The sequence below is a fragment of the Pseudomonas proteolytica genome (assembly GCF_007858275.1).
GTDB lineage: Bacteria > Pseudomonadota > Gammaproteobacteria > Pseudomonadales > Pseudomonadaceae > Aquipseudomonas > Aquipseudomonas proteolytica.
In genome coordinates this window covers 40,463-64,053 of sequence record NZ_VFEV01000024.1, presented here as the reverse complement: position 1 = coordinate 64,053, position 23,591 = coordinate 40,463, and the positions used below count along the sequence as shown (strand labels likewise).

Sequence of the window (23,591 nt, the reverse complement as noted above, 5' to 3'; positions counted from 1 at the left end):
TTTCTTCAGGTGAAGGACGACGTTCGCTTTCATGGCATAACCTTAGGCTGTTCTGTAAGATTTGCTCCCCTTTCCCGTGTCCGAGAGCGCCTCCCTTGCTGCAAAACATTCGTGTCGTCCTCGTCAATACCAGTCACCCCGGCAATATCGGCGGGGTGGCGCGGGCTATGAAGAACATGGGGCTGACGCGCCTGGTGCTGGTGGAGCCGCGTGTGTTCCCACACCATGAGGCCGACGCTCGCGCCTCCGGCGCCAATGACATCCTGGAAAAAGCCCAGGTCGTCGCCAGCCTGGAAGATGCCTTGGTCGGTTGTAATCTGGTGCTCGGCACCAGCGCCCGCGACCGCCGCATTCCCTGGCCGCTGCTCGATCCTCGCGAATGCGGGGCCAAAGTGGTCGAAGAGGCGGCCGGCGGCGCCGAAATCGCCTTGGTATTTGGTCGTGAAGACTCCGGCCTGACCAATGACGAGCTGCAGCGATGTCATTTTCACGTGCACATCCCATCGGACCCTGAATTCAGCTCGCTGAACCTCGGGGCCGCTGTGCAAGTGTTGAGTTATGAAGTGCGAATGGCCTGGTTGGCGGCACAAGGCCAGCCGAGCAAGATGGAGAAGGACGAGGTTGCATCCACCAAAAGTGGCGAGTTGGCCACCATGGATGAGCTGGAGCGGTTCTATGAGCACCTGGAGCAAACCCTGGTGGCCATCGAATTCCTCGATCCGGAAAAACCACGGCACTTGATGGCGCGCCTGCGCAGGCTTTACGGACGCAGCTCGGTCAGCCGGGCAGAAATGAATATATTGCGTGGCATCCTCACGGAAACCCAGAAAGCGGCCCGTGGCGAGCTTCTTAAGCGGAAGGATTAAAAATGTTCGAGCGTTTGCGAGAAGATATCCAGAGTGTTTTCCACCGTGACCCGGCGGCGCGCAACGCCTTTGAAGTGCTGACCTGCTATCCCGGGATGCATGCGATCTGGATTCACCGTCTGTCCGGTGCCTTGTGGGGTATGGGCTGGAAGTGGCTGGCGCGGCTGGTGTCGAACTTCGGTCGCTGGCTGACCGGGATCGAGATTCATCCGGGGGCCAAGGTGGGTCGTCGCTTCTTTATCGACCATGGCATGGGCATCGTTATTGGTGAAACCGCCGAGATTGGTGACGATGTGACCCTGTACCAGGGCGTGACTCTGGGCGGCACCACCTGGAACAAGGGCAAGCGCCACCCGACCCTTGAAAATGGCGTGGTGGTCGGGGCGGGGGCCAAGGTCCTGGGGCCGTTTACCGTCGGTGCCGGGGCCAAGGTTGGCTCCAATGCCGTAGTCACCAAGGCGGTGCCGCCAGGCGCCACCGTGGTAGGGATTCCCGGGCGGATCATCGTCAAACCGGAAGTCGGCGATGAGCAGGAGGCCAAACGCAAGGCCATGGCCGAGAAAATCGGCTTCGATGCCTACGGCGTCAGCGAAGACATGCCGGACCCGGTGGCGCGCGCCATTGGCCAGTTGCTCGACCATCTGCAGGCGGTAGACGGCAAGTTGGACGGCATGTGCGGCGCGCTGAAGGATCTGGGCAGTCCCTACTGTGCGAAGGATCTGCCTGAGTTGCGCGAAGAAGACTTCGCCGAAATAAAGGACGAAGCCGCCACCAAGGCCGGCTGAGTCCTCGCGATCATCGCAAGTCCTCCCCCTTGTGGAAGCTGGCTTGCCCGCGAAAGCGGTGTCTCAGTCGCCTAAAAGAATGGCTGCCCCACCGCTTGCGCGAACAAGCCAGCTACCACAATTGATCTGCCGCGTGCCTGGCAATGCAGGTTGTCCGCTGCCGCTGTTCGATCCCACCCCGTCCTGCTACAATCCGCGCGCCCTTTTTACGGGTATTCCTGACTAAAGTACTAGGTCTTATAGTTGACTTAAATACTCGGGAATCGCATACTTGCTCCCATTCTGAAACACCTTGGTACTTGTCCATGAGACTGACTACAAAAGGCCGTTACGCGGTGACCGCCATGCTTGACCTGGCCCTGCACGCGCAAAACGGGCCGGTGTCCCTGGCCGATATCTCCGAGCGCCAAGGCATTTCCCTGTCTTACCTTGAGCAACTGTTCGCCAAGTTGCGCCGCAGTAACCTGGTTTCCAGTGTGCGCGGCCCGGGCGGCGGTTATCAGTTGTCCCGCGACATGCAGGGCATCCAGGTTGCCCAGGTGATCGACGCGGTGAATGAATCCGTCGATGCCACCAAGTGCCAGGGCCTGGGTGATTGCCATGCCGGCGACACCTGCCTGACGCACCACTTGTGGTGTGACCTGAGCCTGCAGATCCATGAGTTTTTGAGTGGTATCAGCTTGGCTGATCTTGTGACTCGCCGTGAGGTGCAGGAAGTAGCCCAGCGTCAGGACCAGCGCCGATGCAACACCAAGGCGCCGCGCCTGGACAAGATTGAAGCGTCCGCCGTCGAGTGACAGCCGCAGAGCTAACGGCACGCCAGCCAGCCTGATTTAGGAGAAAGTCCATGAAATTGCCGATTTACCTTGATTACTCAGCGACCACCCCGGTTGATCCGCGTGTCGCGCAAAAGATGAGCGAGTGCCTGCTGGTTGACGGAAACTTCGGCAACCCGGCCTCTCGCTCCCACGTTTTTGGCTGGAAGGCCGAGGAAGCGGTGGAGAACGCTCGTCGCCAGGTCGCAGACCTGGTCAATGCCGACCCGCGTGAAATCGTCTGGACTTCCGGTGCCACCGAGTCCGACAACCTGGCAATCAAGGGCGCCGCGCATTTCTATGCGACCAAGGGCAAGCACCTGATCACCACCAAGATCGAGCACAAGGCCGTCCTCGACACCATGCGCCAACTGGAGCGTGAAGGTTTCGAGGTTACCTACCTTGAGCCGACCACTGACGGTATCGTCACCCCGGCCATGATCGAAGCCGCGATGCGTGAAGACACCATTCTGGTTTCCGTGATCCACGTAAACAACGAAATCGGCACCATCAACGACATCGCCGCCATTGGCGAGCTGACCCGCTCCAAGGGCGTGTTGCTGCATGTCGATGCTGCCCAGTCCACTGGCAAGGTCGACATCGACCTGTCCAAGCTGAAAGTCGACCTGATGTCGTTCTCGGCCCACAAGACCTACGGCCCCAAAGGCATTGGCGCGCTGTACGTGAGCCGCAAGCCACGTGTGCGCATCGAAGCCACCATGCACGGCGGCGGTCACGAGCGCGGCATGCGTTCGGGCACCCTGGCGACCCACCAGATCGTGGGCATGGGCGAAGCCTTCCGCGTAGCCAAGGAAGACATGGCTGCCGAAAACGTGCGCATCAAGGCCCTCAGCGATCGCTTCTACAAGCAGGTCGAGAACCTTGAAGAGCTGTACATCAACGGCAGCATGACCGCCCGCGTACCGCACAACCTGAATTTGAGCTTCAACTACGTTGAAGGCGAGTCGCTGATCATGGCGCTCAAGGACCTGGCGGTTTCGTCTGGTTCGGCCTGCACCTCGGCCTCCCTTGAGCCGTCCTATGTCCTGCGCGCCCTGGGCCGCAACGACGAGTTGGCGCACAGTTCCATCCGCTTTACGTTCGGCCGTTTCACCACCGAAGAAGAAGTTGACTACGCGGCGCAGAAAGTCTGCGAAGCGGTCACTAAGCTGCGCACCCTGTCGCCGCTGTGGGACATGTTCAAAGACGGTGTCGATATTTCCAAGATCGAGTGGGCGGCACACTAAATATAGAAGCCGCCACCCAAGCTCTGTAGGAACGTGGCGGAAAACGCAGGCGTTTCTACAGGGTTCCAGAGCGGCCCTGATGAGTGAGGATTGAGTACCATGGCTTACAGCGAAAAGGTCATCGACCACTACGAAAACCCGCGCAACGTCGGCAAGATGGACGCGGAAGATCCTGATGTCGGCACCGGCATGGTCGGCGCTCCGGCGTGCGGCGACGTCATGCGCCTGCAGATCAAGGTCAACGAGCAGGGCATCATCGAAGATGCCAAGTTCAAGACCTATGGCTGCGGTTCGGCCATCGCCTCCAGCTCCCTGGCGACCGAGTGGATGAAAGGCAAGACTCTGGATGAAGCAGAGACCATCAAGAACACTCAGCTGGCCGAAGAACTGGCCCTGCCGCCAGTGAAAATTCACTGCTCGGTACTCGCCGAAGACGCCATCAAGGCGGCCGTTCGCGACTACAAGCAGAAGAAAGGCTTGATCTAAGCATTTGGCGACGAGTAAGGAGTCAACGATGGCTATCAGCATGACAGAAGCGGCTGCGCGGCACGTGCGACGCTCCCTGGATGGGCGCGGTAAAGGTGAGGGGATTCGTCTGGGTGTGCGCACCACGGGCTGTTCCGGCCTTGCCTATGTGCTGGAGTTCGTCGACGAGGTGGTTGCGGAAGACCAGGTGTTCGAAAGTCACGGCGAGAAAGTGATCATCGACCCTAAAAGCCTGACCTACCTGGACGGCACCGAGCTCGATTTCGTCAAGGAAGGGTTGAACGAAGGCTTCAAGTTCAACAACCCCAACGTGCGCGGTGAATGTGGCTGCGGCGAAAGCTTCAACATCTGAGGCTATTTGTGGGTACTCCTTGTCATTTCGCTTTATTCGAGTTGCAGCCGAGTTTTCGCCTGGACCTCGAACAGCTTGCCACGCGCTACCGTGAATTGGCGCGTGGGGTGCATCCGGACCGCTTTGCCGACGCTTCCGAGCGTGAGCAACGCCTGGCGCTGGAGCAGTCAGCCAGCCTCAACGAAGCCTATCAGACTCTCAAAAGCCCTCCCAAGCGCGCGCGTTACCTGCTCGCCATGGGCGGTCGCGAGTTGCCGCTGGAAGTTACGGTCCATGACCCTGATTTCCTGATGCAGCAGATGCAATGGCGCGAGGAACTCGAAGACTTGCAGGACGAGGCCGATCTGGCTGGCGTCGCGGTCTTCAAGCGCCGTCTGAAAGTGGCCCAGGATGAGCTCAACGAAAGCTTCGCAGCTTGTTGGGATGATGCAGCGCAGCGTGAACAGGCCGAACGCCTGATGCGGCGCATGCAGTTCCTCGACAAGCTCACTTACGAAGTGCGCCAGTTAGAAGAGCGCCTCGACGATTAACCCAGTGCTGCACAGATTGCACGCCTGATAGACAGATAAGACCTGATTACCATGGCTCTACTGCAGATCGCCGAACCCGGCCAAAGTCCTCAACCGCACCAGCGTCGCCTGGCGGTTGGCATCGACTTGGGTACTACCAATTCACTGGTCGCCGCACTGCGCAGCGGTCTCTCCGAGCCGCTGCCCGATGCTGATGGCCAGGTGATCCTGCCGTCCGCCGTGCGCTATCACGCTGACCGCACCGAAGTGGGCGAGTCGGCCAGGCTCGCGGCCTCTACCGATCCGTTGAACACGGTGTTGTCGGTCAAGCGCTTGATGGGGCGTGGGTTGTCCGACGTCAAGCAATTGGGCGATCAACTGCCGTACCGCTTTGTCGGCGGTGAATCCCATATGCCGTTTATCGACACCATCCAAGGCCCGAAAAGCCCGGTGGAAGTGTCGGCCGATATCCTCAAGGTCCTGCGCCAGCGCGCCGAAACCACCTTGGGCGGCGAGCTGGTAGGGGCGGTGATCACCGTTCCGGCATATTTCGATGATGCCCAGCGCCAAGCCACCAAGGATGCGGCGAAACTGGCCGGCCTCAATGTCTTGCGCCTGCTCAACGAGCCAACCGCTGCTGCCGTGGCCTATGGCCTGGACCAGCATGCCGAAGGCCTGGTCGCGATTTACGACCTGGGTGGCGGTACTTTTGATATTTCCATCCTGCGCCTGACTGGCGGTGTTTTCGAAGTCCTGGCTACCGGTGGCGACAGTGCCCTGGGGGGTGACGACTTCGACCACGCCATCGCCGGTTGGATCATCACCAGCGCTGGCTTGTCCGCCGACCTCGATCCAGGCGCCCAGCGCAATCTGCTGCAAACGGCCTGCGCGGCCAAAGAAGCCCTGACTGACGCTGCATCTGTTGAGGTTTCCTACGGCTCATGGTCGGCTCAACTGACCCGTGAAGCCTTCGATGCGCTGATCGAGCCGATGGTTGCCCGTAGTCTGAAAGCCTGCCGTCGCGCCGTGCGCGACTCTGGTATCGAGCTGGAAGAAGTTGGCGCAGTGGTCATGGTTGGCGGTTCGACCCGTGTGCCACGGGTTCGCGAAGCCGTGGCCGAAGCCTTCGGTCGTCAGCCGCTGACCGAAATCGATCCGGATCAAGTGGTGGCCATTGGTGCTGCGATCCAGGCCGATACCCTGGCTGGCAACAAGCGAGAGGGTGGCGAACTGCTTCTGCTCGACGTGATTCCGTTGTCCCTGGGCCTGGAAACCATGGGTGGCTTGATGGAGAAGGTGATTCCACGCAACACCACCATTCCCGTCGCCCGCGCCCAGGACTTCACCACGTATAAAGATGGCCAGACGGCCATGATGATTCATGTGCTGCAAGGCGAGCGCGAGCTGATCAGCGACTGCCGCTCCCTGGCACGCTTTGAATTGCGCGGCATCCCGGCGATGGTCGCGGGTGCAGCGAAGATTCGCGTGACCTTCCAGGTCGACGCCGATGGCCTGCTCAGTGTGGCCGCGCGTGAGTTGGGCTCGGGCGTTGAAGCCAGTATCCAGGTCAAGCCGTCCTACGGCCTGACCGACGGCGAAATCGCCAAGATGCTCAAGGATTCGTTCCAGTATGCCGGTGATGACAAGGTCGCCCGTGTACTGCGTGAACAGCAAGTCGATGCCCAGCGCCTTCTCGAGGCTGTGCAGGGCGCCCTTGAGGCCGACGGCGAGCGCCTTCTGGATGCTGAAGAACGCCTGGTCATCGACCTGCAGATGCAGGAACTGGCCGAATTGATGAAAGGCACCGATGGTTATGCCATCGAACAACAGACCAAGCGCCTTTCACAAGTAACCGATGCCTTTGCCGCCCGTCGTATGAACCAGACGGTGAAAGCCGCCCTGGCGGGACGCAACCTGAATGAAATTGAGGAATAACTGATGCCGCAGGTCATTTTTCTGCCACACGCCGAGCATTGCCCGGACGGTATGGTCGTGGAGGCTGAGACCGGCAAGTCCCTTCTCGAAGTCGCCCATGACAACCACATCGAGATTGAGAGTGCCTGTGGTGGCGTCAATGCCTGCACCACCTGTCACTGCATTATCCGCGAAGGTTTCAATAGCCTCGAAGAGGCCGATGAGCTGGAAGAGGACTATCTTGATAGGGCATGGGGCCTGGAACCGACTTCGCGCCTGAGCTGTCAGGCAAAGGTGGGGACTGAAGACCTCACCGTCGAAATTCCGAAGTATTCCCTCAACCATGCGGCCGAAGCGCCGCACTGACTGGTAGTGCTGTCATGAATTATGGCTGGAATGATGTACAGCGCATTGCTGAAGAGTTGGCTGAAACCAAGCCGGATATTGATCCGCTGAAGGTCAACTTTGTCGACCTGCAGCGCTGGATCATGGAGCTTCCTGATTTCGACAACACCTCCGGTCGCTGCGGCGAGAAGGTGTTGGAAGCAGTTCAGGCGCTCTGGATAGAAGAAATAGACTGATCATCCCCGCAGGTTAGGCAATACCCAAGAACCCGCGTATAATTCGCGGGTTTAATTTTTCGCAAATTACCGTTTCTGGAGTTACACCATGGCTGTTCAACGTACTTTCTCCATCATCAAGCCTGACGCTGTTGCAAAAAACGTCATCGGCGAGATCACCACTCGTTTCGAAAAAGCCGGCCTGAAGGTTGTAGCTTCGAAACTCAAGCAACTGTCCAAGGCTGAAGCTGAAGGCTTCTACGCTGAGCACAGCGCTCGTGGTTTCTTCGGCGACCTGGTTGCCTTCATGATCTCCGGCCCTGTTGTTGTACAGGTTCTGGAAGGCGAAAACGCTATCGCTCTGAACCGTGAGCTGATGGGCGCTACCAACCCTAAAGAAGCTGCTGCCGGCACCATCCGTGCTGACTTCGCTGACTCCATCGACGCCAACGCTGTACACGGTTCGGACTCCGAAGCCGCTGCTGCTCGCGAAATTTCGTACTTCTTCGCAGCTACTGAAGTAACCACTCGCTAAGCATTGGCTTAAGAGTGAAGGTGAATCCATGACTACATCGACTGTAAAAACCAACCTGCTGGGGCTGACTCAACAGGAAATGGAAAAATTCTTCGACTCAATCGGGGAGAAGCGTTTCCGTGCCGGTCAGGTAATGAAGTGGATTCACCACTTTGGCGTCGACGATTTCGACGCCATGACGAACGTCAGCAAGGCCCTGCGCGACAAGCTCAAGGCTATTGCCGAGGTCCGTGGTCCCGAGGTTGTCAGCGAGGACATCTCCAGCGACGGCACCCGTAAGTGGGTGGTGCGCGTGGCGTCCGGCAGTTGCGTCGAGACCGTCTACATTCCCCAGGGCAAGCGCGGCACTTTGTGCGTTTCGTCCCAGGCAGGCTGTGCCCTGGACTGCAGTTTCTGCTCCACCGGCAAGCAAGGCTTCAATAGCAACCTCACCGCCGCCGAAGTCATCGGCCAGGTGTGGATTGCCAACAAATCCTTTGGCAGCGTCCCGGCAACCGTCGACCGTGCCATCACCAACGTGGTGATGATGGGCATGGGTGAGCCGCTGCTGAACTTCGACAACGTGATTGCGGCCATGCATTTGATGATGGACGACCTGGGCTACGGCATCTCCAAGCGCCGTGTGACCCTGTCGACCTCCGGCGTGGTACCGATGATCGATGAGCTGGCCAAGCACATCGACGTCTCCCTGGCGTTGTCGCTGCACGCACCCAATGACGCATTGCGTAACCAATTGGTGCCGATCAACAAGAAGTATCCGCTTAAGATGCTGCTCGAGTCTTGCCAGCGTTATATGGCGACCTTGGGTGAGAAGCGCGTGCTGACCATTGAGTACACCATGCTCAAGGACATCAACGACAAGGTCGAACACGCGGTCGAGATGATCGAGTTGCTCAAGAACACCCCGTGCAAGATCAACCTGATCCCGTTCAACCCGTTTCCCCATTCTGGCTACGAGCGGCCGAGCAACAACGCCATCCGCCGTTTCCAGGATCAACTGCACCAGGCAGGCTACAACGTGACTGTGCGCACCACCCGTGGTGAAGACATCGACGCTGCCTGTGGCCAATTGGTCGGACAGGTGCTGGACCGCACCCGTCGCAGCGAGCGTTATATCGCCGTGCGTGAACTGAACGCCGCCGACGATTTGCCGCAAATTGCTGTGAATCGAATCTGAGAGAGGATCTCTATGCCCTTGCGCCTTGCGCTGCTTTTGCTTGTTGCCAGCCTCTCGGTTGGCTGTGTTTCATCGGGCTCTGACAGCCCGTTGCAAACCGGCAAGGGCCGTGACGAAGCGCGTGCTGCCTATGTGCAGTTGGGGCTGGGCTACCTGCGCCAGGGGTTGAGCGAGCAGGCCAAGGTGCCGCTGCAAAAGGCCCTGGCCCTCGACAACCAGGATGCCGACGCCAATGCGGCGCTGGCCCTGGTATTCCAGGCCCAGGCCGAGCCCGAGCTGGCCGACCAGTATTACCAGAAGGCTCTGGCGGTTCGCCCCCATGATCCGCGCCTGCTCAATAACTACGGCAGCTTCCTGTTCCAGCAGGAACGTTATGAACAAGCATCCGGTTATTTCCAGCAGGCCGCCACTGATACCCTATATCCTGAACGTTCGCGGGTTTTCGAGAACCTTGGGGTGACGTCTGTGCGCCTTGGCCAGCGGGAAAACGCCCGCCAGCAGCTGGAAAAAGCCCTGCACCTGAACCAACGCCAGCCACGGGCCTTGCTTGAAATGGCCCAGTTGTCGTTTGAAGACAGGCATTATGTGCCGGCACGTGACTATTACGAGCGTTTTAGCCTGCTCAGTGGGCAAAATGCACGTAGTCTATTGCTCGGTGTGCGCCTGGCCACGGTTCATGAAGAACGCGACAAGGCCGCACGTTTTGGCCAGCAACTAGAACGACTCTATCCCGGTACGCCGGAATATCAGCAATACCTGTCGGAGCAATGATGAAAGCCGCGCACCCGGAAGTTGTAGCCGCTAATCGCGTTAACCCAGGCGAGACCTTGCGTCTGGCCCGCGAAAGCAATGGTTGGTCACTGGAAGAAGTGGCCCTCAAGCTCAATTTGACCACCACTTCCCTGGGCAACCTGGAAAACGGCGCGTTCGACAAACTGCCCGGGCATACCTTCGCCCGCGGTTATATCCGTGCCTACGCTAAGCTGTTGGGCACCGACCAGGCCATCCTGGTCCAGCAATTCGACCAGTTCACCGGTACCGATTCCCAGGGCAGCAACGTGCACGGTCTCGGTCGTATTGAAGAGCCGGTGCGCGTTTCCCACACTATTTTGCGAATTGTCAGCCTGTTGCTGCTGATTGCAGTGATCGGTGGTGGCTTTATCTGGTGGCAGGATCAGACCTCGCTGCGCAGCAAGGACCTGGTCAGCAACGCCCTGGAGCATGTCGAAGTCGAAAGCGCCGACGGCACCACCCAGATCCACCCCCTGGACGAGCCGGAAGACCAGGCTGTGGCCCAGGGCGAGGCCGCAGCTGGAACCAACCTTGACCTGCAAGCGGCTCAACCGCCCGTCGATGCCGGCACTGAATCGGCTCCGGCCGCCGTTGCGCCGGCTCCAGCCGTGCCGGCAACCCCGGCCCCGGCCACTGCGGCCCAGGCGCCCGCCGCTCCGGTCCCGACCCCGGTCGCGCCAACGGTAGCCGCCCCTGTCGCCCAGGCGCCTGCCAGTGTGGCCGGCGATGGCCGTCTCCAGATTACCTACGTCGCTGACTGCTGGACACAAGTCACCGATGGCAATGGCAAGGTCCTGTTCAGTGCTTTGAAGCGTAAGGGAGATACGCTTGATCAGGTCGGCAAGCCTCCTTTGACGCTGCGTCTGGGCTTTGCCCGTGGTGCGCAAGTGGCCTACAACGGCCAGCCTGTGGACGTGGCGCCGTTCACCAGTGGCGAGACCGCTCGCCTGAAGTTGGGACAATAGTCATGCACGGCGAATCTCCAATCAAACGTCGCGTATCGCGCAAGATCTGGGTTGGCTCCGTGCCGGTGGGTGGCGATGCCCCCATCGCCGTACAGAGCATGACCAACAGCGACACCAATGATGTGGCGGCCACCGTGGCCCAGATCAACCGCCTGGAGGCTGCGGGCGTCGATATCGTGCGGGTTTCCGTGCCGGATATGGACGCCGCCGAAGCTTTCGGCCGCATCAAGCAACTGGTCAAGGTGCCGTTGGTCGCCGATATTCACTTCGACTACAAGATCGCTCTGCGCGTAGCCGAACTGGGCGTCGACTGTCTGCGGATCAACCCGGGCAACATCGGCCGCGAAGACCGAGTGCGTGCCGTGGTCGACGCTGCCCGCGATCGCGGGATTCCGATCCGTATCGGCGTCAACGCCGGTTCCCTGGAAAAAGACCTGCAAAAGAAATACGGCGAGCCTACTCCGGCAGCGCTGGTAGAGTCCGCACTGCGCCACGTCGAGCACCTTGAACGCCTGAATTTCCAGGACTTCAAGGTCAGCGTAAAGGCTTCCGACGTGTTCATGGCCGTAGAAGCCTACCGCCTGTTGGCCAAGGAAATCGTGCAGCCGTTGCACCTGGGCATCACTGAAGCCGGCGGTTTGCGTTCAGGCACAGTGAAATCTGCAGTAGGTCTCGGTATGCTGCTGGCCGACGGGATTGGCGATACCATTCGCATCTCCCTGGCGGCGGACCCGGTAGAGGAAGTGAAAGTCGGCTACGACATTCTCAAATCCCTGCATCTACGCTCCCGTGGCATCAATTTTATTGCCTGCCCGAGCTGCTCGCGGCAGAACTTCGACGTGGTGAAAACCATGAACGAGTTGGAAGTACGCCTGGAAGACCTGCTGGTGCCGCTGGATGTCGCGGTCATCGGTTGTGTGGTCAACGGGCCAGGTGAGGCCAAAGAGGCTCATGTGGGCCTGACCGGCGGTACCCCGAACCTGATTTACATCGACGGCAAGCCGTCGCAGAAATTGACGAATGACAATCTGGTGGATCAGCTGGAAAAGCTGATCCGCGACAAAGCGGCCGAGAAGGTCGCCGCAGACGCAGCGCTGATCGCTCGCGGCTGATTGAACGAATTTAAGGATTTGATGTGAGCAAGTCTCTGCAAGCCATCCGTGGCATGAACGACATCCTGCCCGAACAGACGCCCCTGTGGCGCTATTTCGAGAGCACGGTCGCGCGCCTGCTGGATAACTACGGTTACAAGCAGATCCGCATGCCAATCGTCGAGTTCACCGAGCTGTTCAAGCGCTCCATCGGTGAAGTGACCGACATCGTCGAAAAAGAGATGTACACCTTCGAGGACCGCAACGGCGACTCCCTGACCCTGCGTCCGGAAGGTACCGCTGCGTGCGTGCGCGCCGTGCTTGAACATGGCATCACCGGTGGTGGGCAGACTCAGAAGCTGTGGTACATCGGCCCGATGTTCCGTCACGAACGCCCGCAAAAAGGCCGTTATCGCCAGTTTCACCAGATCGGTTGCGAAGTCTTCAACCTCGATGGCCCGGATATCGATGCCGAGCTGATCGTGCTGACCTGGCGTCTGTGGGGCCAGTTGGGCATTCGCGACGCGGTCAAGCTCGAACTCAACAGCCTGGGCACCAGCGAATCCCGTGGCCGCTACCGCGAAGCCCTGGTCGAGTACCTGTCGGCCCACCTGGACAAGCTCGATGAAGACAGCCAGCGTCGCCTGAAGACCAACCCGTTGCGCGTCCTCGATACCAAGAACGCCGACACCCAGGCCGTGCTGGTCGACGCGCCGAAAATGGCCGACTACCTGGACGATGAATCCCGCACGCATTTCGAGGGCCTCAAGGCTCGCCTGGATGCGGCCGGTATTCCCTACGTGATCAACCCCAAGTTGGTGCGTGGCCTTGATTACTACAGCAAGACCGTGTTCGAGTGGGTCACCGATAAGCTCGGCGCCCAGGGCACCGTGTGTGCCGGTGGTCGCTACGACGGCCTGGTCGAGCAGATGGGCGGCAAGCCGACTACGGGCGTGGGCTTTGCCATGGGCATCGAGCGGCTGATCCTGCTGCTGGAAACCCTGGAGCAGATCCCCGAAGAAATTTCCCGTCAGGTGGACGTTTACCTGTGCGCCTTTGGCGAGGCGGCCGAACTGGCTGGCCTGGCCTTGAGCGAACAGTTGCGCGACCAACTGCCGAGCCTGCGCCTGCAGGTCAACGCCGGCGCTGGCAGCTTCAAGAGCCAATTCAAGAAAGCCGACAAGAGTGGCGCGTTGTACGCGCTGATCCTGGGCGACGATGAACTGGCCCAGCAAGTAGTAAGTGTCAAACCCCTGCGTGGCCAGGGCGAACAACAAAGCATTGCCTTTGATGCGCTTGCCGCGCACTTGGCCACCTGCATCGTGCAGGGTTGAAGCTGTCAAACAGCCGAATTTAGCGATTAAGGAGTATTGGGGTGTCGAGTACTGAAGATGATCAGCTGGCCGAGTTCAAAGACTGGTGGCAGCGTAACGGCAAACCCCTGGTAACTGGCGGCCTGTTGGCGCTGGTGGTGGTGTTCGGTTGGCAGGCGTTCCAGAAGTATCAGAGCAATCAGTCGCAAGGCGCCTCGATGCTCTATCAGCAACTGCTGGAAACCACGCTGACCCCTACTGGCAAGCCTGATCCTGCCCAAGTGGCGGACCTGGCCGGCAAGCTGAAAAACGAATTTGGCGGTAGCACCTACGCCCAATACGGCAGCCTGTTCGTCGCGAAAGTCGCGGTTGATACCGGCAAGCTGGATGACGCAGCCTCCGAACTCAAAGCCATCGCCGACAAGCCGAGCAACCCGACCCTGGGTGAAATCGCACGTCAGCGCCTGGCCCAGGTCCTGGCTGCACAGAACAAGGCCGACGAAGCACTGAAACTGCTCGACGGCGATGCTGACAAGGCATTTGTAGCCACTCGCGAAGAGCTCAAGGGGGACCTGCTGGTCCAATTGGGTCGTACCGACGAAGCCAATGCTGCGTACCAAAAAGCCAAGGCTGCGCTGTCTGATGAAGCAGCGGTCGGTGGCTTACAAATCAAGCTGGACGACTTGGCCAAAGGGGATGCGTGACGTGATCCGTTGGAAACATGCAGCATTGCTGGCTCTGGCCGTTTTGGCCGCGGGTTGCAGCAGCAACAGCAAAAAAGAACTGCCTCCGGCCGAGCTGACCAGCTTCAAGGAAGAAGTGGTCCTGCAAAAGCAGTGGAGCCGCTCCATCGGTGACGGCCAGGGTGATACCTACAACATGTTGGTACCGGCAATCGACGGTGACAACATTGTGGCCGCTGACGTGAATGGTGTCGTGATCTCCATGGACCGCATGAACGGCGACGTCAAGTGGAAGAAAGATCTCGAACTGCCGGTTTCCGGCGCCGTTGGCGTGGGTTACGGCATGGTGATGATCGGCACGCTGAAAGGCGAAGTCGTTGCCCTGGATTCGAGCACCGGTGAAGAGAAATGGCGCGCTCGCGTGACCAGTGAAGTGCTCGCACCGCCTGCCACCAATGGCGATATCGTCGTGGTGCAAACCCAGGATGACCGTGTCATCGGCCTTGACGCCAACACCGGTGAGCAGCGCTGGCTGTACGACAGCACCCCGGCGGTGCTGACATTGCGCGGTACCAGTGGTCCGGTTGTGACCAATAACCTGGCGCTGGCAGGTCTTTCGACCGGTAAAGTGGTCGCCCTGGATACCCAGAACGGCGTGCCGGCCTGGGAATCGCGGGTCGCCATTCCGCAAGGTCGCTCCGAGTTGGACCGTGTCGTGGACATCGACGGTGGCTTGCTGCTGTCGGGTGAAACCCTGTACGTCGCCACTTACCAGGGCCGCGTGGCGGCGCTGGACCTGCAAAGCGGCCGTGTTCTCTGGCAGCGTGATGCCTCCAGCTACGCCGGTGTCGCCCAAGGGTTTGGCAGCGTCTACGTGAGCCTGGCATCCGGTACCGTTGAAAGCGTCGACGAGCGTTCCACCACAGCCCTGTGGAGCAACGACTCGCTGGCTCGCCGTCAACTGTCGGCGCCGGAAGTGTTCTCCAGCTATGTAGCGGTAGGCGACCTGGAAGGTTACCTGCACCTGCTGAGCCAGGTGGACGGGCGCTTTGTCGGCCGTGAACGTATCGACAGCGACGGCCTGCGTGCGCGTCCGCTGGTGGTAGGCAACATGCTTTATGTGTTTGGTAACAGCGGCAAGCTGGAAGCCCTGACCATCAAGTAAGAACTATGCTTGGGGTAACCCCCAGGCGGCCCTACTTCAATACCTGTTGCTGTAGGAGCGAGCTTGCTCGCGAAGGACGTCAACGATAACGCGGGTTTTCTGGATAAACGCGTCGTCCTCGGGTTTTTCGCGAGCAAGCTCGCTCCTACAGTAGCGGGGGCAGAGCAGGGCATGTGGCATTTCAAATGCCGCCCCGAGCACCAGCCGCTGCCTTGCAGCGGCTTTTGTATTTTCTGAAATAACGCAGTGGAGAGCCGCATGGTTCCCGTAATCGCCCTGGTGGGCCGACCTAACGTCGGCAAGTCCACCTTGTTCAACCGCCTGACCAGGACTCGCGACGCCATCGTCGGCGACTTGTCCGGTCTGACCCGTGATCGCCAATACGGTGAGGCAAAGTGGCAAGGGCGCTCCTACATTATTGTCGACACCGGAGGTATCTCCGGTGACGAGCATGGCATGGACGAAAAGATGGCCGAGCAGTCGCTGCTGGCCATTGAAGAAGCCGATGTCGTGTTGTTCCTGGTGGATGCCCGTGCGGGCTACACCGCTGCCGACCAGATGATCGGCGAGCACCTGCGCAAGCGCAACAAGCGTTCCTATCTGATCGCCAACAAGATCGACAACATCGATCCTGAGGCGGCCCGCGCCGAATTCAGCCCGATGGGCCTGGGTGACGCGATCCCGGTCGCCGGTGCCCATGGTCGCGGCATCACCCAGATGCTGGAAATCGCCCTGCGCGACTTCCCCAAGGATGACGCCGACGAAGTTGAAGGCGAAGAAGAGCTCGTTGCCGAAGGTGAGGAAGCCAAGCGCATTCCTGGCCCAAGCGAAAAAGACGGCATCAAGATCGCCATCATTGGCCGTCCGAACGTCGGCAAGTCGACCCTGGTCAACCGCATGCTCGGTGAAGACCGGGTAATCGTCTATGACCAGCCCGGCACCACCCGTGACAGCATCTACATCCCGTTCGAACGCAACGACGAGAAGTACACGCTGATCGACACCGCCGGTGTGCGCAAGCGCGGCAAGATCCACGAGGAAGTCGAAAAGTTCTCGGTGGTGAAAACCCTGCAGGCGATCAAAGACGCCAACGTGGTGATCTTCGTCATGGACGCCCGCGAAGGCGTGGTCGACCACGACCTCAACCTGCTGGGCTTTGCCCTGGAGGCCGGTCGGGCATTGGTGATCGCGATCAACAAATGGGACGGCATGACCCCGAGCGAGCGTGACTTCGTCAAGGTCGAGCTGCAACGCCGGTTGTTCTTCGTCGACTTCGCCGACATCCACTTTATCTCGGCGCTGCACGGCACCGGCGTGGGCAACCTCTACGCCTCGGTACAGAACTCGTTCAAGTCTGCGGTCACCCGCTGGCCGACCAACCGCCTGACCCAGATACTTGAGGATGCAGTTGGCGAGCACGCGCCGCCGATGGTCAACAACCGCCGGATCAAGCTGCGTTACGCCCACTTGGGTGGTGCCAACCCGCCGATTATCGTGATCCACGGTAACCAGATCGAGAAGGTGCCTAAGTCCTACGTGCGCTACCTGGAAAACACCTACCGTCGTGTCTTGAAGCTGGTCGGTACGCCGATCCGCATCGAGTTCAAAGGTGGCGAGAACCCGTACGAAGGCAACAAGAACAGCCTGACTGACCGCCAAGTGAACAAGAAACGTCGCTTGATGAGCCACAACAAGAAGGCTGACAAAAAGCGTAAAGACCGCCGCTGACTGTGGGGCTGGCTTGTGTGTGCGGGCTTGCCCGCGATAGCGATAGATCAGACACCAACTTGCTGACTGACCCACCGCTACCCAGGCAAGCCAGTACCTATACCAGTTAGGCGTTACCCAAAAAGGGCTCTGAACGAGCCCTTTTTTGTGCCCCACGATTGACCCCTCGGCGCTTGCAGCTTACAACTTGTAACTCACCGTCAGGGGCCCACCGAATGATCACCAGCAAGCTGCCAAACGTCGGCACCACCATCTTCACCACCATGTCGCAACTCGCTGCGCAAACCGGCGCGCTGAACCTGTCCCAGGGCTTCCCCGATTTCAACGGCCCCCAGGCCTTGCTCGACGCGGTGGGCAAACATGTTGCCAACGGTCATAACCAATACGCGCCAATGACCGGTCTACCGGCCCTGCGCCAGCAAGTGGCGGCCAAGGTCGCCCGCAGCTACGGCGTGCAGGTTGATCCCGACAGCGAGGTGACCATCACCCCCGGCGCCACCCAGGCGATCTTCTGTGCGATCCAGGCGGTGATCCGCAGCGGTGATGAAGTCATCGTCTTCGACCCGTGCTACGACAGCTACGAGCCCTCTGTGGAGTTGGCCGGCGGTCGTTGTGTGCATGTGCCATTGGGGCTGGCGGACTTCAGCCTGGATTTCGAGCAGATCAAGGCCGCGCTATCACCGCGCACGCGCATGATCATCCTCAACACCCCGCACAACCCCAGCGGTGCCCTGATCAGCCGTGCCGAGCTGGACCAGTTGGCCGAGCTGATCCGTGACCGCGATATCTATCTGGTCAGCGATGAGGTCTACGAACACCTGGTATTCGATGGCGTGCCCCACGTCAGCGTCCTGGCCCACGAGGAGCTGTATCAGCGTGCGTTCGTGGTCAGCTCTTTTGGCAAAACCTACCACGTCACCGGCTGGAAAACCGGTTACGTGGTTGCGCCTGCGGCCTTGAGCGCCGAACTGCGCAAGGTGCATCAATACGTCAGCTTCTGCGGCGTGACGCCGTTGCAGTTCGCCCTGGCCGACTTTATGGCCGAGCACCCTGAACACGTCGAGGAGCTACCGGCTTTTTACCAGGCCAAGCGTGACCTGTTCTGCGATCTGCTGGCCCCCTCGCGTTTCAGTTTCACGCGGGTGGCCGGTACTTACTTTCAACTGGTGGATTACTCACAGATTCGCCCGGACCTGGATGACGTGGCCATGTCGCTGTGGATGACCCGCGAACATGGCGTGGCGACGATTCCGGTCTCGGTGTTCTACCAGACCCCACCCCAAGGCCAGCGCCTGGTGCGCCTGTGCTTTGCCAAACGCGAGGAGACGCTGCGCCAAGCAGCCGAGAAACTATGCGTGATCTGAGTGCGTTACCCGATCTGAACATCGCCCTGGTTCAGACCACCCTGGCCTGGCATGACCGCCAGGCCAACCTGGAGCATTTCGAGTTGCTGCTGGAGCAAGCCAGGGGCGCCGACTTGATCGTGCTGCCGGAAATGTTCACCACCGGTTTTTCCATGGAGTCCGAAGCCCTGGCCGAAGCCGAAAACGGCCCGACCCATGAGTGGCTCAAGGTCCAGGCGCAGCAGTACAACTCGGTCATTACCGGCAGCGTGATTATCCAGGCCGCCGATGGCAGTCACCGCAACCGCCTGTTATGGGCGCGACCCGATGGCGAGGTGTTGCACTACGACAAGCGGCACCTGTTTCGCATGGCGGGTGAGCACAATCACTACACCCCGGGCGAGCGCCAGGTGCAGTTCGAGCTCAAGGGCTGGCGGATTCGCCCGCTGATCTGCTACGACCTGCGCTTCCCGGTGTGGAGTCGTGATGCCCAGGATACGGACCTGTTGTTGTACACCGCCAATTGGCCGGGGGCACGGCGCCAGCACTGGAACCGCCTGTTGCCGGCGCGGGCCATCGAGAACTTGTGCTATGTGGCGGCGGTAAACCGGGTAGGAACGGACGGCAAGGGGTTTGCTTACACGGGGGACAGCCAAGTCCTCGACTTCCAGGGCGAAAGCCTGTTGAGCGCAGGGGAGGCGGACGGGGTGTTCCAGGTCTGCCTGGAGGCGGCGCAGTTGGCGGAGTATCGCCAGAGGTTTCCGGCGAACCTGGATGCCGATAGCTTTCAGTTTGTCTGATAAATCTTTGGTGTATGGGGGATAGCTATCGCGGGCAAGCCCGCTCGCCACAGGAGAGTTCGTCAGTTTCTGAAAGTTGTGTAGATACCTATGCCGCGATAGGGCCATCAGCCTCGCCCCAGCCCCAAAGTAAAAAGGCCCCTGGATTCGCATCCAGGGGCCTTTGGCTTTTCAGCGGTCAGTTACGCCGCTTTCGCTTCCAGCTGGCTCAACGAGCGGTTCAGCGCGCTGAACACCGCCTTGAAGCTGGCCGTCGTGATGTTTTCATCAATCCCCACGCCATGCACCGGACGCTCGCCGTTCACGCGCAGTTCGATGTAAGCCGCAGCCTTGGCGTTAGTACCTGCGCCGATCGCGTGCTCGTTGTAGTCCATGATCTCGACACCAATCGGCAGGCCGGCCACCAGCGCTTCCAGCGCGCCGTTGCCTTTGCCGTGCCAGCGCAGGTTGGTTTCACCCTGGCCCTTGCCGGAGACTTCAACTTCTACCGAGCTGTTGCCGTTTTCTTCCTGCAAGCGGTGGCTGACCAGCGCGTACGGGGTGTTGGCTTGCAGGTATTCACGCTGCAGCAATGCGTGGATCTGCGAGGCGGTCATCTCCAGGCCCACGCGGTCGGTTTCGGCCTGGACTACCTGGCTGAACTCGATCTGCATGCGGCGTGGCAAGCTGATGCCGTATTCCTGTTCCAGCAGGTAAGCGATACCGCCCTTGCCCGACTGGCTGTTGACGCGGATCACCGCCTCGTAGCTGCGGCCAATATCGGCCGGGTCGATTGGCAAGTACGGCACTTCCCACAAGGCATCCGGTTTCTGCTGGGCGAAGCCTTTGCGGATTGCATCCTGGTGCGAGCCGGAGAACGCGGTGTGGACCAGATCGCCCACATACGGGTGACGTGGGTGCACCGGGATCTGGTTGCACTCCTCGACCACTTTGCGCACGCCGTCGATATCGGAGAAGTCCAACTCAGGGTTTACGCCCTGGGTGTAGAGGTTCAAGGCGACGGTGACGAGGTCGACGTTACCAGTACGCTCGCCGTTGCCGAACAGGCAACCTTCGACACGGTCGGCACCCGCCATCAGGCCCAGCTCGGTGGCGGCGACGCCAGTGCCACGGTCGTTGTGGGTGTGCAGGCTGATGATCACGCTGTCACGACGGTTGATATGGCGACCGAACCACTCGATCTGGTCGGCATAGATGTTCGGCGTGGCGCATTCCACCGTAGCCGGCAGGTTGAGGATCATCTTGTGCTCGGGCGTCGGGTTCCACACCTCGATCACTGCGTCACATACTTCCTTGGCGAACTCCAGCTCAGTGGCGCTGAAGGTCTCTGGCGAGTACTCGAAAGTCCACTGGGTTTCCGGCTGCTGGGCGGCGTACTTGACGAAGAGCTTGGCGGCGTCGACCGCGATGGCCTTGATCCCGTCCTTGTCCTGATTGAACACGATACGGCGGAAGGATGGCGAGGTGGCGTTGTACAAGTGCACGATGGCTTTCTTGGCGCCGCGCAGGGATTCGAAAGTACGCGCGATCAAGTCTTCACGGCCCTGGGTCAGCACCTGGATGGTGGTGTCCTCGGGGATATGGTTGTCTTCGATCAGGGTGCGTACGAAGTCGAAGTCAGTCTGCGAAGCGGCCGGGAACGAGGCTTCGATCTCTTTCACGCCCACCGAGACCAGGGTTTTCCAGAAACGCAGTTTCTTCACGGCGTCCATCGGTTCGATCAACGACTGGTTGCCGTCGCGCAAGTCGGAACTGCACCAGATCGGCGCGGTGGTGATGGTCTTCGACGGCCAGGTACGGTCCGGGATATCAATGGTCGGGAACGCGCGGTATTTCGAAGACGGGTCTTTGAGCATGCTCATCAGAAGAATCCTTGTTGTAGGGCCGAGAAGAGGCGGCCTGCCAGAAAGCGTTTATTAGGGATGCAAACCGGGGACGAGGCAGATCGATTCAGCCTGGCAGTCGTGCGCTGACGAGGCACAGGCTGCGGTGCTGGCGGAGCTGAATGAGGGTGTGAGAGGTTTTCATAAGCTCAACCCTAACCGGCGAGGTGAAAGATGGCAAGCAGTCGGAAAAAATTGAGAGAAGTTCTGCTATTGCTCTGGTAAACGAGATTTTATGGTGAGTAAAGTCTGGATGCTTTGTTTTATTTGCGTGAGGGTTTGCAGATGCGCAATCAGTGCAGACTGATTTGGCGCCATCGCATGCAAGCCTGCGATGACGCCAGTCTGCCCCGCGATCAGATCAAGGCTGGAACGCCCCTATAAAGATCGCCGGGTCCACCCGCGCATCATTCAAGCTGATATTCCAATGCATATGCGGCCCGGTCGCTCGGCCCGTCGAACCGACCTTACCAACCACCGCCCCGCGCACCAGTTGCTGGCCCACCTTCACATCAATCTTCGACATATGGCAGAACATGCTGATAAAGCCCTGGCCATGGTCGACGAACACCGTGTTGCCGTTAAAGAAGTAGTTCCCCACCAGAATCACCTTGCCATTGGCCGGCGTCTTGATCGGCGTGCCAGCGGGCACCGCGAAGTCCAGGCCCGAGTGCGGGTTGCGTTCTTCACCGTTGAAGAAGCGGCGCACGCCGAACTTGCTGGACAGCGGGCCGTTCACTGGCTTGTCCAGCACCAGGTTGCTTGGCAGGTTCGGGCTGAAGCTGCGGTAAGCCTTGAGCTGCACGGCCAGCTCGCCCTCGATGCGCTTGAGTTGTGCAGGCTCGGGGTTGACCTGGCTTTTGTTCTTCAGGGTGATGCGCTGTTCTGGATACTTCTTGAAACCGACGATAAACGGCAGGTTGCGCCCGCCACTGCTAATGCGCTCGTTACCGGGCTTGACCGTCAGCGGGATGCCGACAATCGCCAGCCAGTTGTCCTGTTCCTTGACCACCAGCACCGGTTTGCCCTGATAAGTGGCTTTCGGCGCGGCGGCCCCAGGGCCCAGGTCGACCACGGCCACGCCACCGGGCACCGGCTTGTTCAGAGTGCGGGTGATGTAGCTGTCGGCGTGGGCGTTAAAAGCGAGGCACAGCAGCAGCAACAGGCTAAATAGACGAGGCATCAATCAATCCAGTAATGAAAGGGTGACGGGTGTCAGGTGGTTATCTTCCACCCGCACTTGCAGTTGGCCCTCACCGAGACGCGCGGTCAGGCGCTGGCCGGTGTGGGTTTGCGCGGCATTGCGAATGGCCTGGCCGCGCTCGTCCAGCAGGATGCTGTAGCCACGGCCCAGGGTCGCCAGCGGGCTGACCACCTGCAACGTCTGCACCTGGCTTTGCAGTTGCAGGCGGCGCGCCTTGAGACCTTCGCGCATGGCCCGGGGCAGGCGCTCGGCGAGGCTGTCCAGGCGCTGGCGCAGCAGGGCCAGTTGGCGCCCCGGGTGCTGGCCGGCCAGGCGGGTTTCGAGGCGGATCAGGCGTTCGCGACGGGTATTGAGGCTGCGCTCGAACGCCCTGCGCAGGCGCATATCCAGGTCATCCAGGCGCTGGGCCTGCTGGCGCAGACGCTCACCGGGGTGACGCAGGCGCCGGGCCATGCCTTCCAGGCGCAGGCGGTCGTGGGTCAGGCGATTGCGCATCAACATCACCAGGCGCCGGTGCAGGCTTTCGACCTGGCGTACCAGGTTGCTGGCATCCGGCGCCAGCAACTCAGCGGCAGCCGAGGGCGTGGGGGCGCGCACATCGGCCACGAAGTCACTGATGGATACATCGGTTTCATGGCCGACCGCACTGACGATAGGCGTGACACACGCATCGATGGCACGGGCCACGGCTTCTTCGTTGAAACACCAGAGGTCTTCCAGCGAGCCGCCGCCACGGGCCAGGATCAGCGCATCAAAGCCCCGGGCATCCGCCAGCTTGAGGGCGCGGACAATCTGCGCCACGGCCTCGCGGCCCTGCACGGCGGTGGGGATCAGGGTCAGCTGCACGTTTGGTGCACGGCGGGCGAATACACTGATGATGTCGCGAATCACCGCGCCGGTGGGTGAACTGATAATGCCGATGCGGCGCGGATGGGCCGGCAGCGGCACCTTGCGCTCGGCACTGAACAGCCCTTCGGCGCTGAGTTTTTCCTTCAAGGCATCGAAGGCCAGGCGCAGCGCACCATCGCCGGCTGGCTCTACAGTGTCGAGGATCAACTGGTAGTCGCCACGCCCCTCGAACAGCGAGACTTTGCCCCGCACCTTGACCGCCAGGCCATCCTTCAATGCCTGGCGCACGCGCGCGGCGTTGTTGCGAAACAGCGCACACCGTACCTGCGCGCCGCTGTCCTTGAGGGTGAAATACACATGCCCAGAGGCCGGGCGGGCGAGGTTGGAGATCTCGCCTTCGACCCAGATATTGGTGAACACGTCCTCGAGCAACACCCGAGCGCGGCCGTTGAGTTGGCTGACAGTCAGGACCTCGCGGTCCAGGCCCAGGCGGGCAAACGGGTCTTTCATCATGGCAAGAGATCTTTAG

25 protein-coding genes are annotated in these 23,591 nt (G+C 60.2%); 22 read left to right on the top strand and 3 right to left on the bottom strand.

Annotated elements, in window-relative coordinates; all coding sequences use genetic code 11:
* The first annotated feature begins 95 nt into the window (after positions 1 to 95).
* From trmJ to FIV38_RS17975, 22 genes are all read left to right on the top strand, one after another.
* Positions 96 to 866, top strand: coding sequence for a tRNA (cytosine(32)/uridine(32)-2'-O)-methyltransferase TrmJ (trmJ, locus tag FIV38_RS18075; RefSeq protein WP_070994736.1), 771 nt, complete (start codon positions 96 to 98; stop codon positions 864 to 866).
* Positions 867 to 868: 2 nt separating this feature from the next.
* Entirely contained in the window at positions 869 to 1,651 is a 783-nt protein-coding gene (gene cysE / locus FIV38_RS18070; protein ID WP_029298570.1) for a serine O-acetyltransferase, read from the top strand.
* 305 nt (positions 1,652 to 1,956) lie between these two features.
* Positions 1,957 to 2,448, top strand: coding sequence for a Fe-S cluster assembly transcriptional regulator IscR (iscR, locus tag FIV38_RS18065; protein WP_003210305.1), 492 nt, complete (start codon positions 1,957 to 1,959; stop codon positions 2,446 to 2,448).
* Positions 2,449 to 2,498: 50 nt separating this feature from the next.
* On the top strand, positions 2,499 to 3,713 hold the full coding sequence (locus FIV38_RS18060) for an IscS subfamily cysteine desulfurase (RefSeq protein ID WP_070994737.1): 1,215 nt from the start codon (positions 2,499 to 2,501) through the stop codon (positions 3,711 to 3,713).
* 99 nt (positions 3,714 to 3,812) lie between these two features.
* Entirely contained in the window at positions 3,813 to 4,199 is a 387-nt protein-coding gene (iscU, locus tag FIV38_RS18055; RefSeq protein ID WP_003443374.1) for a Fe-S cluster assembly scaffold IscU, read from the top strand.
* Positions 4,200 to 4,227: 28 nt separating this feature from the next.
* Complete coding sequence (gene iscA / locus FIV38_RS18050) at positions 4,228 to 4,551, top strand: iron-sulfur cluster assembly protein IscA (RefSeq protein WP_010565230.1); 324 nt, start codon at positions 4,228 to 4,230, stop codon at positions 4,549 to 4,551.
* Positions 4,552 to 4,559: 8 nt separating this feature from the next.
* Positions 4,560 to 5,081: a co-chaperone HscB gene (gene hscB / locus FIV38_RS18045; protein WP_038446309.1), complete on the top strand. Its 522-nt coding sequence runs from the start codon at positions 4,560 to 4,562 to the stop codon at positions 5,079 to 5,081.
* 51 nt (positions 5,082 to 5,132) lie between these two features.
* Positions 5,133 to 6,995: a Fe-S protein assembly chaperone HscA gene (gene hscA / locus FIV38_RS18040; protein WP_029298553.1), complete on the top strand. Its 1,863-nt coding sequence runs from the start codon at positions 5,133 to 5,135 to the stop codon at positions 6,993 to 6,995.
* 3 nt (positions 6,996 to 6,998) lie between these two features.
* The gene (fdx, locus tag FIV38_RS18035) at positions 6,999 to 7,340 is read left to right on the top strand and encodes an ISC system 2Fe-2S type ferredoxin (protein ID WP_029298551.1); all 342 of its coding nucleotides are present in this window, start codon (positions 6,999 to 7,001) and stop codon (positions 7,338 to 7,340) included.
* Between the two features lie 14 nt (positions 7,341 to 7,354).
* Entirely contained in the window at positions 7,355 to 7,555 is a 201-nt protein-coding gene (gene iscX / locus FIV38_RS18030) for a Fe-S cluster assembly protein IscX (protein WP_092233830.1), read from the top strand.
* A gap of 88 nt (positions 7,556 to 7,643) precedes the next feature.
* A complete protein-coding gene (ndk, locus tag FIV38_RS18025) occupies positions 7,644 to 8,069 on the top strand; it encodes a nucleoside-diphosphate kinase (RefSeq protein WP_017846179.1) in 426 nt (141 codons plus the stop codon).
* Positions 8,070 to 8,097: 28 nt separating this feature from the next.
* Positions 8,098 to 9,246, top strand: coding sequence for a dual-specificity RNA methyltransferase RlmN (rlmN, locus tag FIV38_RS18020; protein WP_029298546.1), 1,149 nt, complete (start codon positions 8,098 to 8,100; stop codon positions 9,244 to 9,246).
* A gap of 12 nt (positions 9,247 to 9,258) precedes the next feature.
* Entirely contained in the window at positions 9,259 to 10,017 is a 759-nt protein-coding gene (gene pilW / locus FIV38_RS18015) for a type IV pilus biogenesis/stability protein PilW (RefSeq protein WP_029298544.1), read from the top strand.
* Positions 10,017 to 11,003 carry a RodZ domain-containing protein gene (locus FIV38_RS18010; RefSeq protein WP_092233833.1) on the top strand — a complete coding sequence of 329 codons (987 nt, stop codon included), beginning with the start codon at positions 10,017 to 10,019 and terminating at the stop codon, positions 11,001 to 11,003. The genes pilW and FIV38_RS18010 overlap by 1 nt, the downstream gene beginning before the upstream one ends.
* Before the next feature lie 2 nt (positions 11,004 to 11,005).
* Positions 11,006 to 12,115, top strand: coding sequence for a flavodoxin-dependent (E)-4-hydroxy-3-methylbut-2-enyl-diphosphate synthase (ispG, locus tag FIV38_RS18005; RefSeq protein ID WP_029298540.1), 1,110 nt, complete (start codon positions 11,006 to 11,008; stop codon positions 12,113 to 12,115).
* A gap of 23 nt (positions 12,116 to 12,138) precedes the next feature.
* A complete protein-coding gene (hisS, locus tag FIV38_RS18000; RefSeq protein WP_029298538.1) occupies positions 12,139 to 13,428 on the top strand; it encodes a histidine--tRNA ligase in 1,290 nt (429 codons plus the stop codon).
* 41 nt (positions 13,429 to 13,469) lie between these two features.
* Entirely contained in the window at positions 13,470 to 14,111 is a 642-nt protein-coding gene (locus tag FIV38_RS17995) for a YfgM family protein (protein WP_029298536.1), read from the top strand.
* Positions 14,104 to 15,255 carry an outer membrane protein assembly factor BamB gene (bamB, locus tag FIV38_RS17990; protein WP_029298534.1) on the top strand — a complete coding sequence of 384 codons (1,152 nt, stop codon included), beginning with the start codon at positions 14,104 to 14,106 and terminating at the stop codon, positions 15,253 to 15,255. The genes FIV38_RS17995 and bamB overlap by 8 nt, the downstream gene beginning before the upstream one ends.
* Positions 15,256 to 15,318: 63 nt before the next feature.
* A complete protein-coding gene (locus tag FIV38_RS29980) occupies positions 15,319 to 15,492 on the top strand; it encodes a hypothetical protein (protein WP_158682871.1) in 174 nt (57 codons plus the stop codon).
* Positions 15,493 to 15,513: 21 nt separating this feature from the next.
* On the top strand, positions 15,514 to 16,983 hold the full coding sequence (der, locus tag FIV38_RS17985) for a ribosome biogenesis GTPase Der (protein WP_029298532.1): 1,470 nt from the start codon (positions 15,514 to 15,516) through the stop codon (positions 16,981 to 16,983).
* Between the two features lie 215 nt (positions 16,984 to 17,198).
* Positions 17,199 to 18,347: a pyridoxal phosphate-dependent aminotransferase gene (locus FIV38_RS17980; RefSeq protein WP_092233834.1), complete on the top strand. Its 1,149-nt coding sequence runs from the start codon at positions 17,199 to 17,201 to the stop codon at positions 18,345 to 18,347.
* Positions 18,335 to 19,126, top strand: a complete 792-nt coding sequence (locus FIV38_RS17975; protein ID WP_092237314.1) for an amidohydrolase — start codon at positions 18,335 to 18,337, stop codon at positions 19,124 to 19,126. Before FIV38_RS17980 ends, FIV38_RS17975 begins: the two co-directional genes overlap by 13 nt.
* 182 nt (positions 19,127 to 19,308) lie before the next feature.
* Here FIV38_RS17975 and leuA read toward each other — a convergent pair whose 3' ends face one another.
* From leuA to xseA, 3 genes are all read right to left on the bottom strand, one after another.
* Positions 19,309 to 20,988 carry a 2-isopropylmalate synthase gene (gene leuA / locus FIV38_RS17970; RefSeq protein ID WP_029298525.1) on the bottom strand — a complete coding sequence of 560 codons (1,680 nt, stop codon included), beginning with the start codon at positions 20,986 to 20,988 and terminating at the stop codon, positions 19,309 to 19,311.
* A gap of 382 nt (positions 20,989 to 21,370) precedes the next feature.
* Complete coding sequence (locus FIV38_RS17965; RefSeq protein WP_092233837.1) at positions 21,371 to 22,192, bottom strand: M23 family metallopeptidase; 822 nt, start codon at positions 22,190 to 22,192, stop codon at positions 21,371 to 21,373.
* Positions 22,193 to 22,195: 3 nt separating this feature from the next.
* A complete protein-coding gene (xseA, locus tag FIV38_RS17960) occupies positions 22,196 to 23,575 on the bottom strand; it encodes an exodeoxyribonuclease VII large subunit (protein ID WP_070994742.1) in 1,380 nt (459 codons plus the stop codon).
* Positions 23,576 to 23,591: the final 16 nt, after the last annotated feature.

What these genes read in the sequence shown, in the direction of transcription:
- fdx (WP_029298551.1), top strand. Translation starts at nt 6,999, where the DNA reads ATGCCGCAGGTCATTTTTCTGCCACACGCCGAGCATTGCCCGGACGGT.
- xseA (WP_070994742.1), bottom strand. Translation starts at nt 23,575, where the DNA reads ATGATGAAAGACCCGTTTGCCCGCCTGGGCCTGGACCGCGAGGTCCTG.
- cysE (WP_029298570.1), top strand. Translation starts at nt 869, where the DNA reads ATGTTCGAGCGTTTGCGAGAAGATATCCAGAGTGTTTTCCACCGTGAC.
- ispG (WP_029298540.1), top strand. Translation starts at nt 11,006, where the DNA reads ATGCACGGCGAATCTCCAATCAAACGTCGCGTATCGCGCAAGATCTGG.
- FIV38_RS17965 (WP_092233837.1), bottom strand. Translation starts at nt 22,192, where the DNA reads ATGCCTCGTCTATTTAGCCTGTTGCTGCTGCTGTGCCTCGCTTTTAAC.
- ndk (WP_017846179.1), top strand. Translation starts at nt 7,644, where the DNA reads ATGGCTGTTCAACGTACTTTCTCCATCATCAAGCCTGACGCTGTTGCA.
- iscA (WP_010565230.1), top strand. Translation starts at nt 4,228, where the DNA reads ATGGCTATCAGCATGACAGAAGCGGCTGCGCGGCACGTGCGACGCTCC.
- iscU (WP_003443374.1), top strand. Translation starts at nt 3,813, where the DNA reads ATGGCTTACAGCGAAAAGGTCATCGACCACTACGAAAACCCGCGCAAC.
- iscR (WP_003210305.1), top strand. Translation starts at nt 1,957, where the DNA reads ATGAGACTGACTACAAAAGGCCGTTACGCGGTGACCGCCATGCTTGAC.
- FIV38_RS18010 (WP_092233833.1), top strand. Translation starts at nt 10,017, where the DNA reads ATGAAAGCCGCGCACCCGGAAGTTGTAGCCGCTAATCGCGTTAACCCA.
- rlmN (WP_029298546.1), top strand. Translation starts at nt 8,098, where the DNA reads ATGACTACATCGACTGTAAAAACCAACCTGCTGGGGCTGACTCAACAG.
- leuA (WP_029298525.1), bottom strand. Translation starts at nt 20,988, where the DNA reads ATGAGCATGCTCAAAGACCCGTCTTCGAAATACCGCGCGTTCCCGACC.
- hscA (WP_029298553.1), top strand. Translation starts at nt 5,133, where the DNA reads ATGGCTCTACTGCAGATCGCCGAACCCGGCCAAAGTCCTCAACCGCAC.
- pilW (WP_029298544.1), top strand. Translation starts at nt 9,259, where the DNA reads ATGCCCTTGCGCCTTGCGCTGCTTTTGCTTGTTGCCAGCCTCTCGGTT.
- iscX (WP_092233830.1), top strand. Translation starts at nt 7,355, where the DNA reads ATGAATTATGGCTGGAATGATGTACAGCGCATTGCTGAAGAGTTGGCT.
- FIV38_RS17975 (WP_092237314.1), top strand. Translation starts at nt 18,335, where the DNA reads ATGCGTGATCTGAGTGCGTTACCCGATCTGAACATCGCCCTGGTTCAG.
- bamB (WP_029298534.1), top strand. Translation starts at nt 14,104, where the DNA reads ATGCGTGACGTGATCCGTTGGAAACATGCAGCATTGCTGGCTCTGGCC.
- der (WP_029298532.1), top strand. Translation starts at nt 15,514, where the DNA reads ATGGTTCCCGTAATCGCCCTGGTGGGCCGACCTAACGTCGGCAAGTCC.
- FIV38_RS17980 (WP_092233834.1), top strand. Translation starts at nt 17,199, where the DNA reads ATGATCACCAGCAAGCTGCCAAACGTCGGCACCACCATCTTCACCACC.
- FIV38_RS18060 (WP_070994737.1), top strand. Translation starts at nt 2,499, where the DNA reads ATGAAATTGCCGATTTACCTTGATTACTCAGCGACCACCCCGGTTGAT.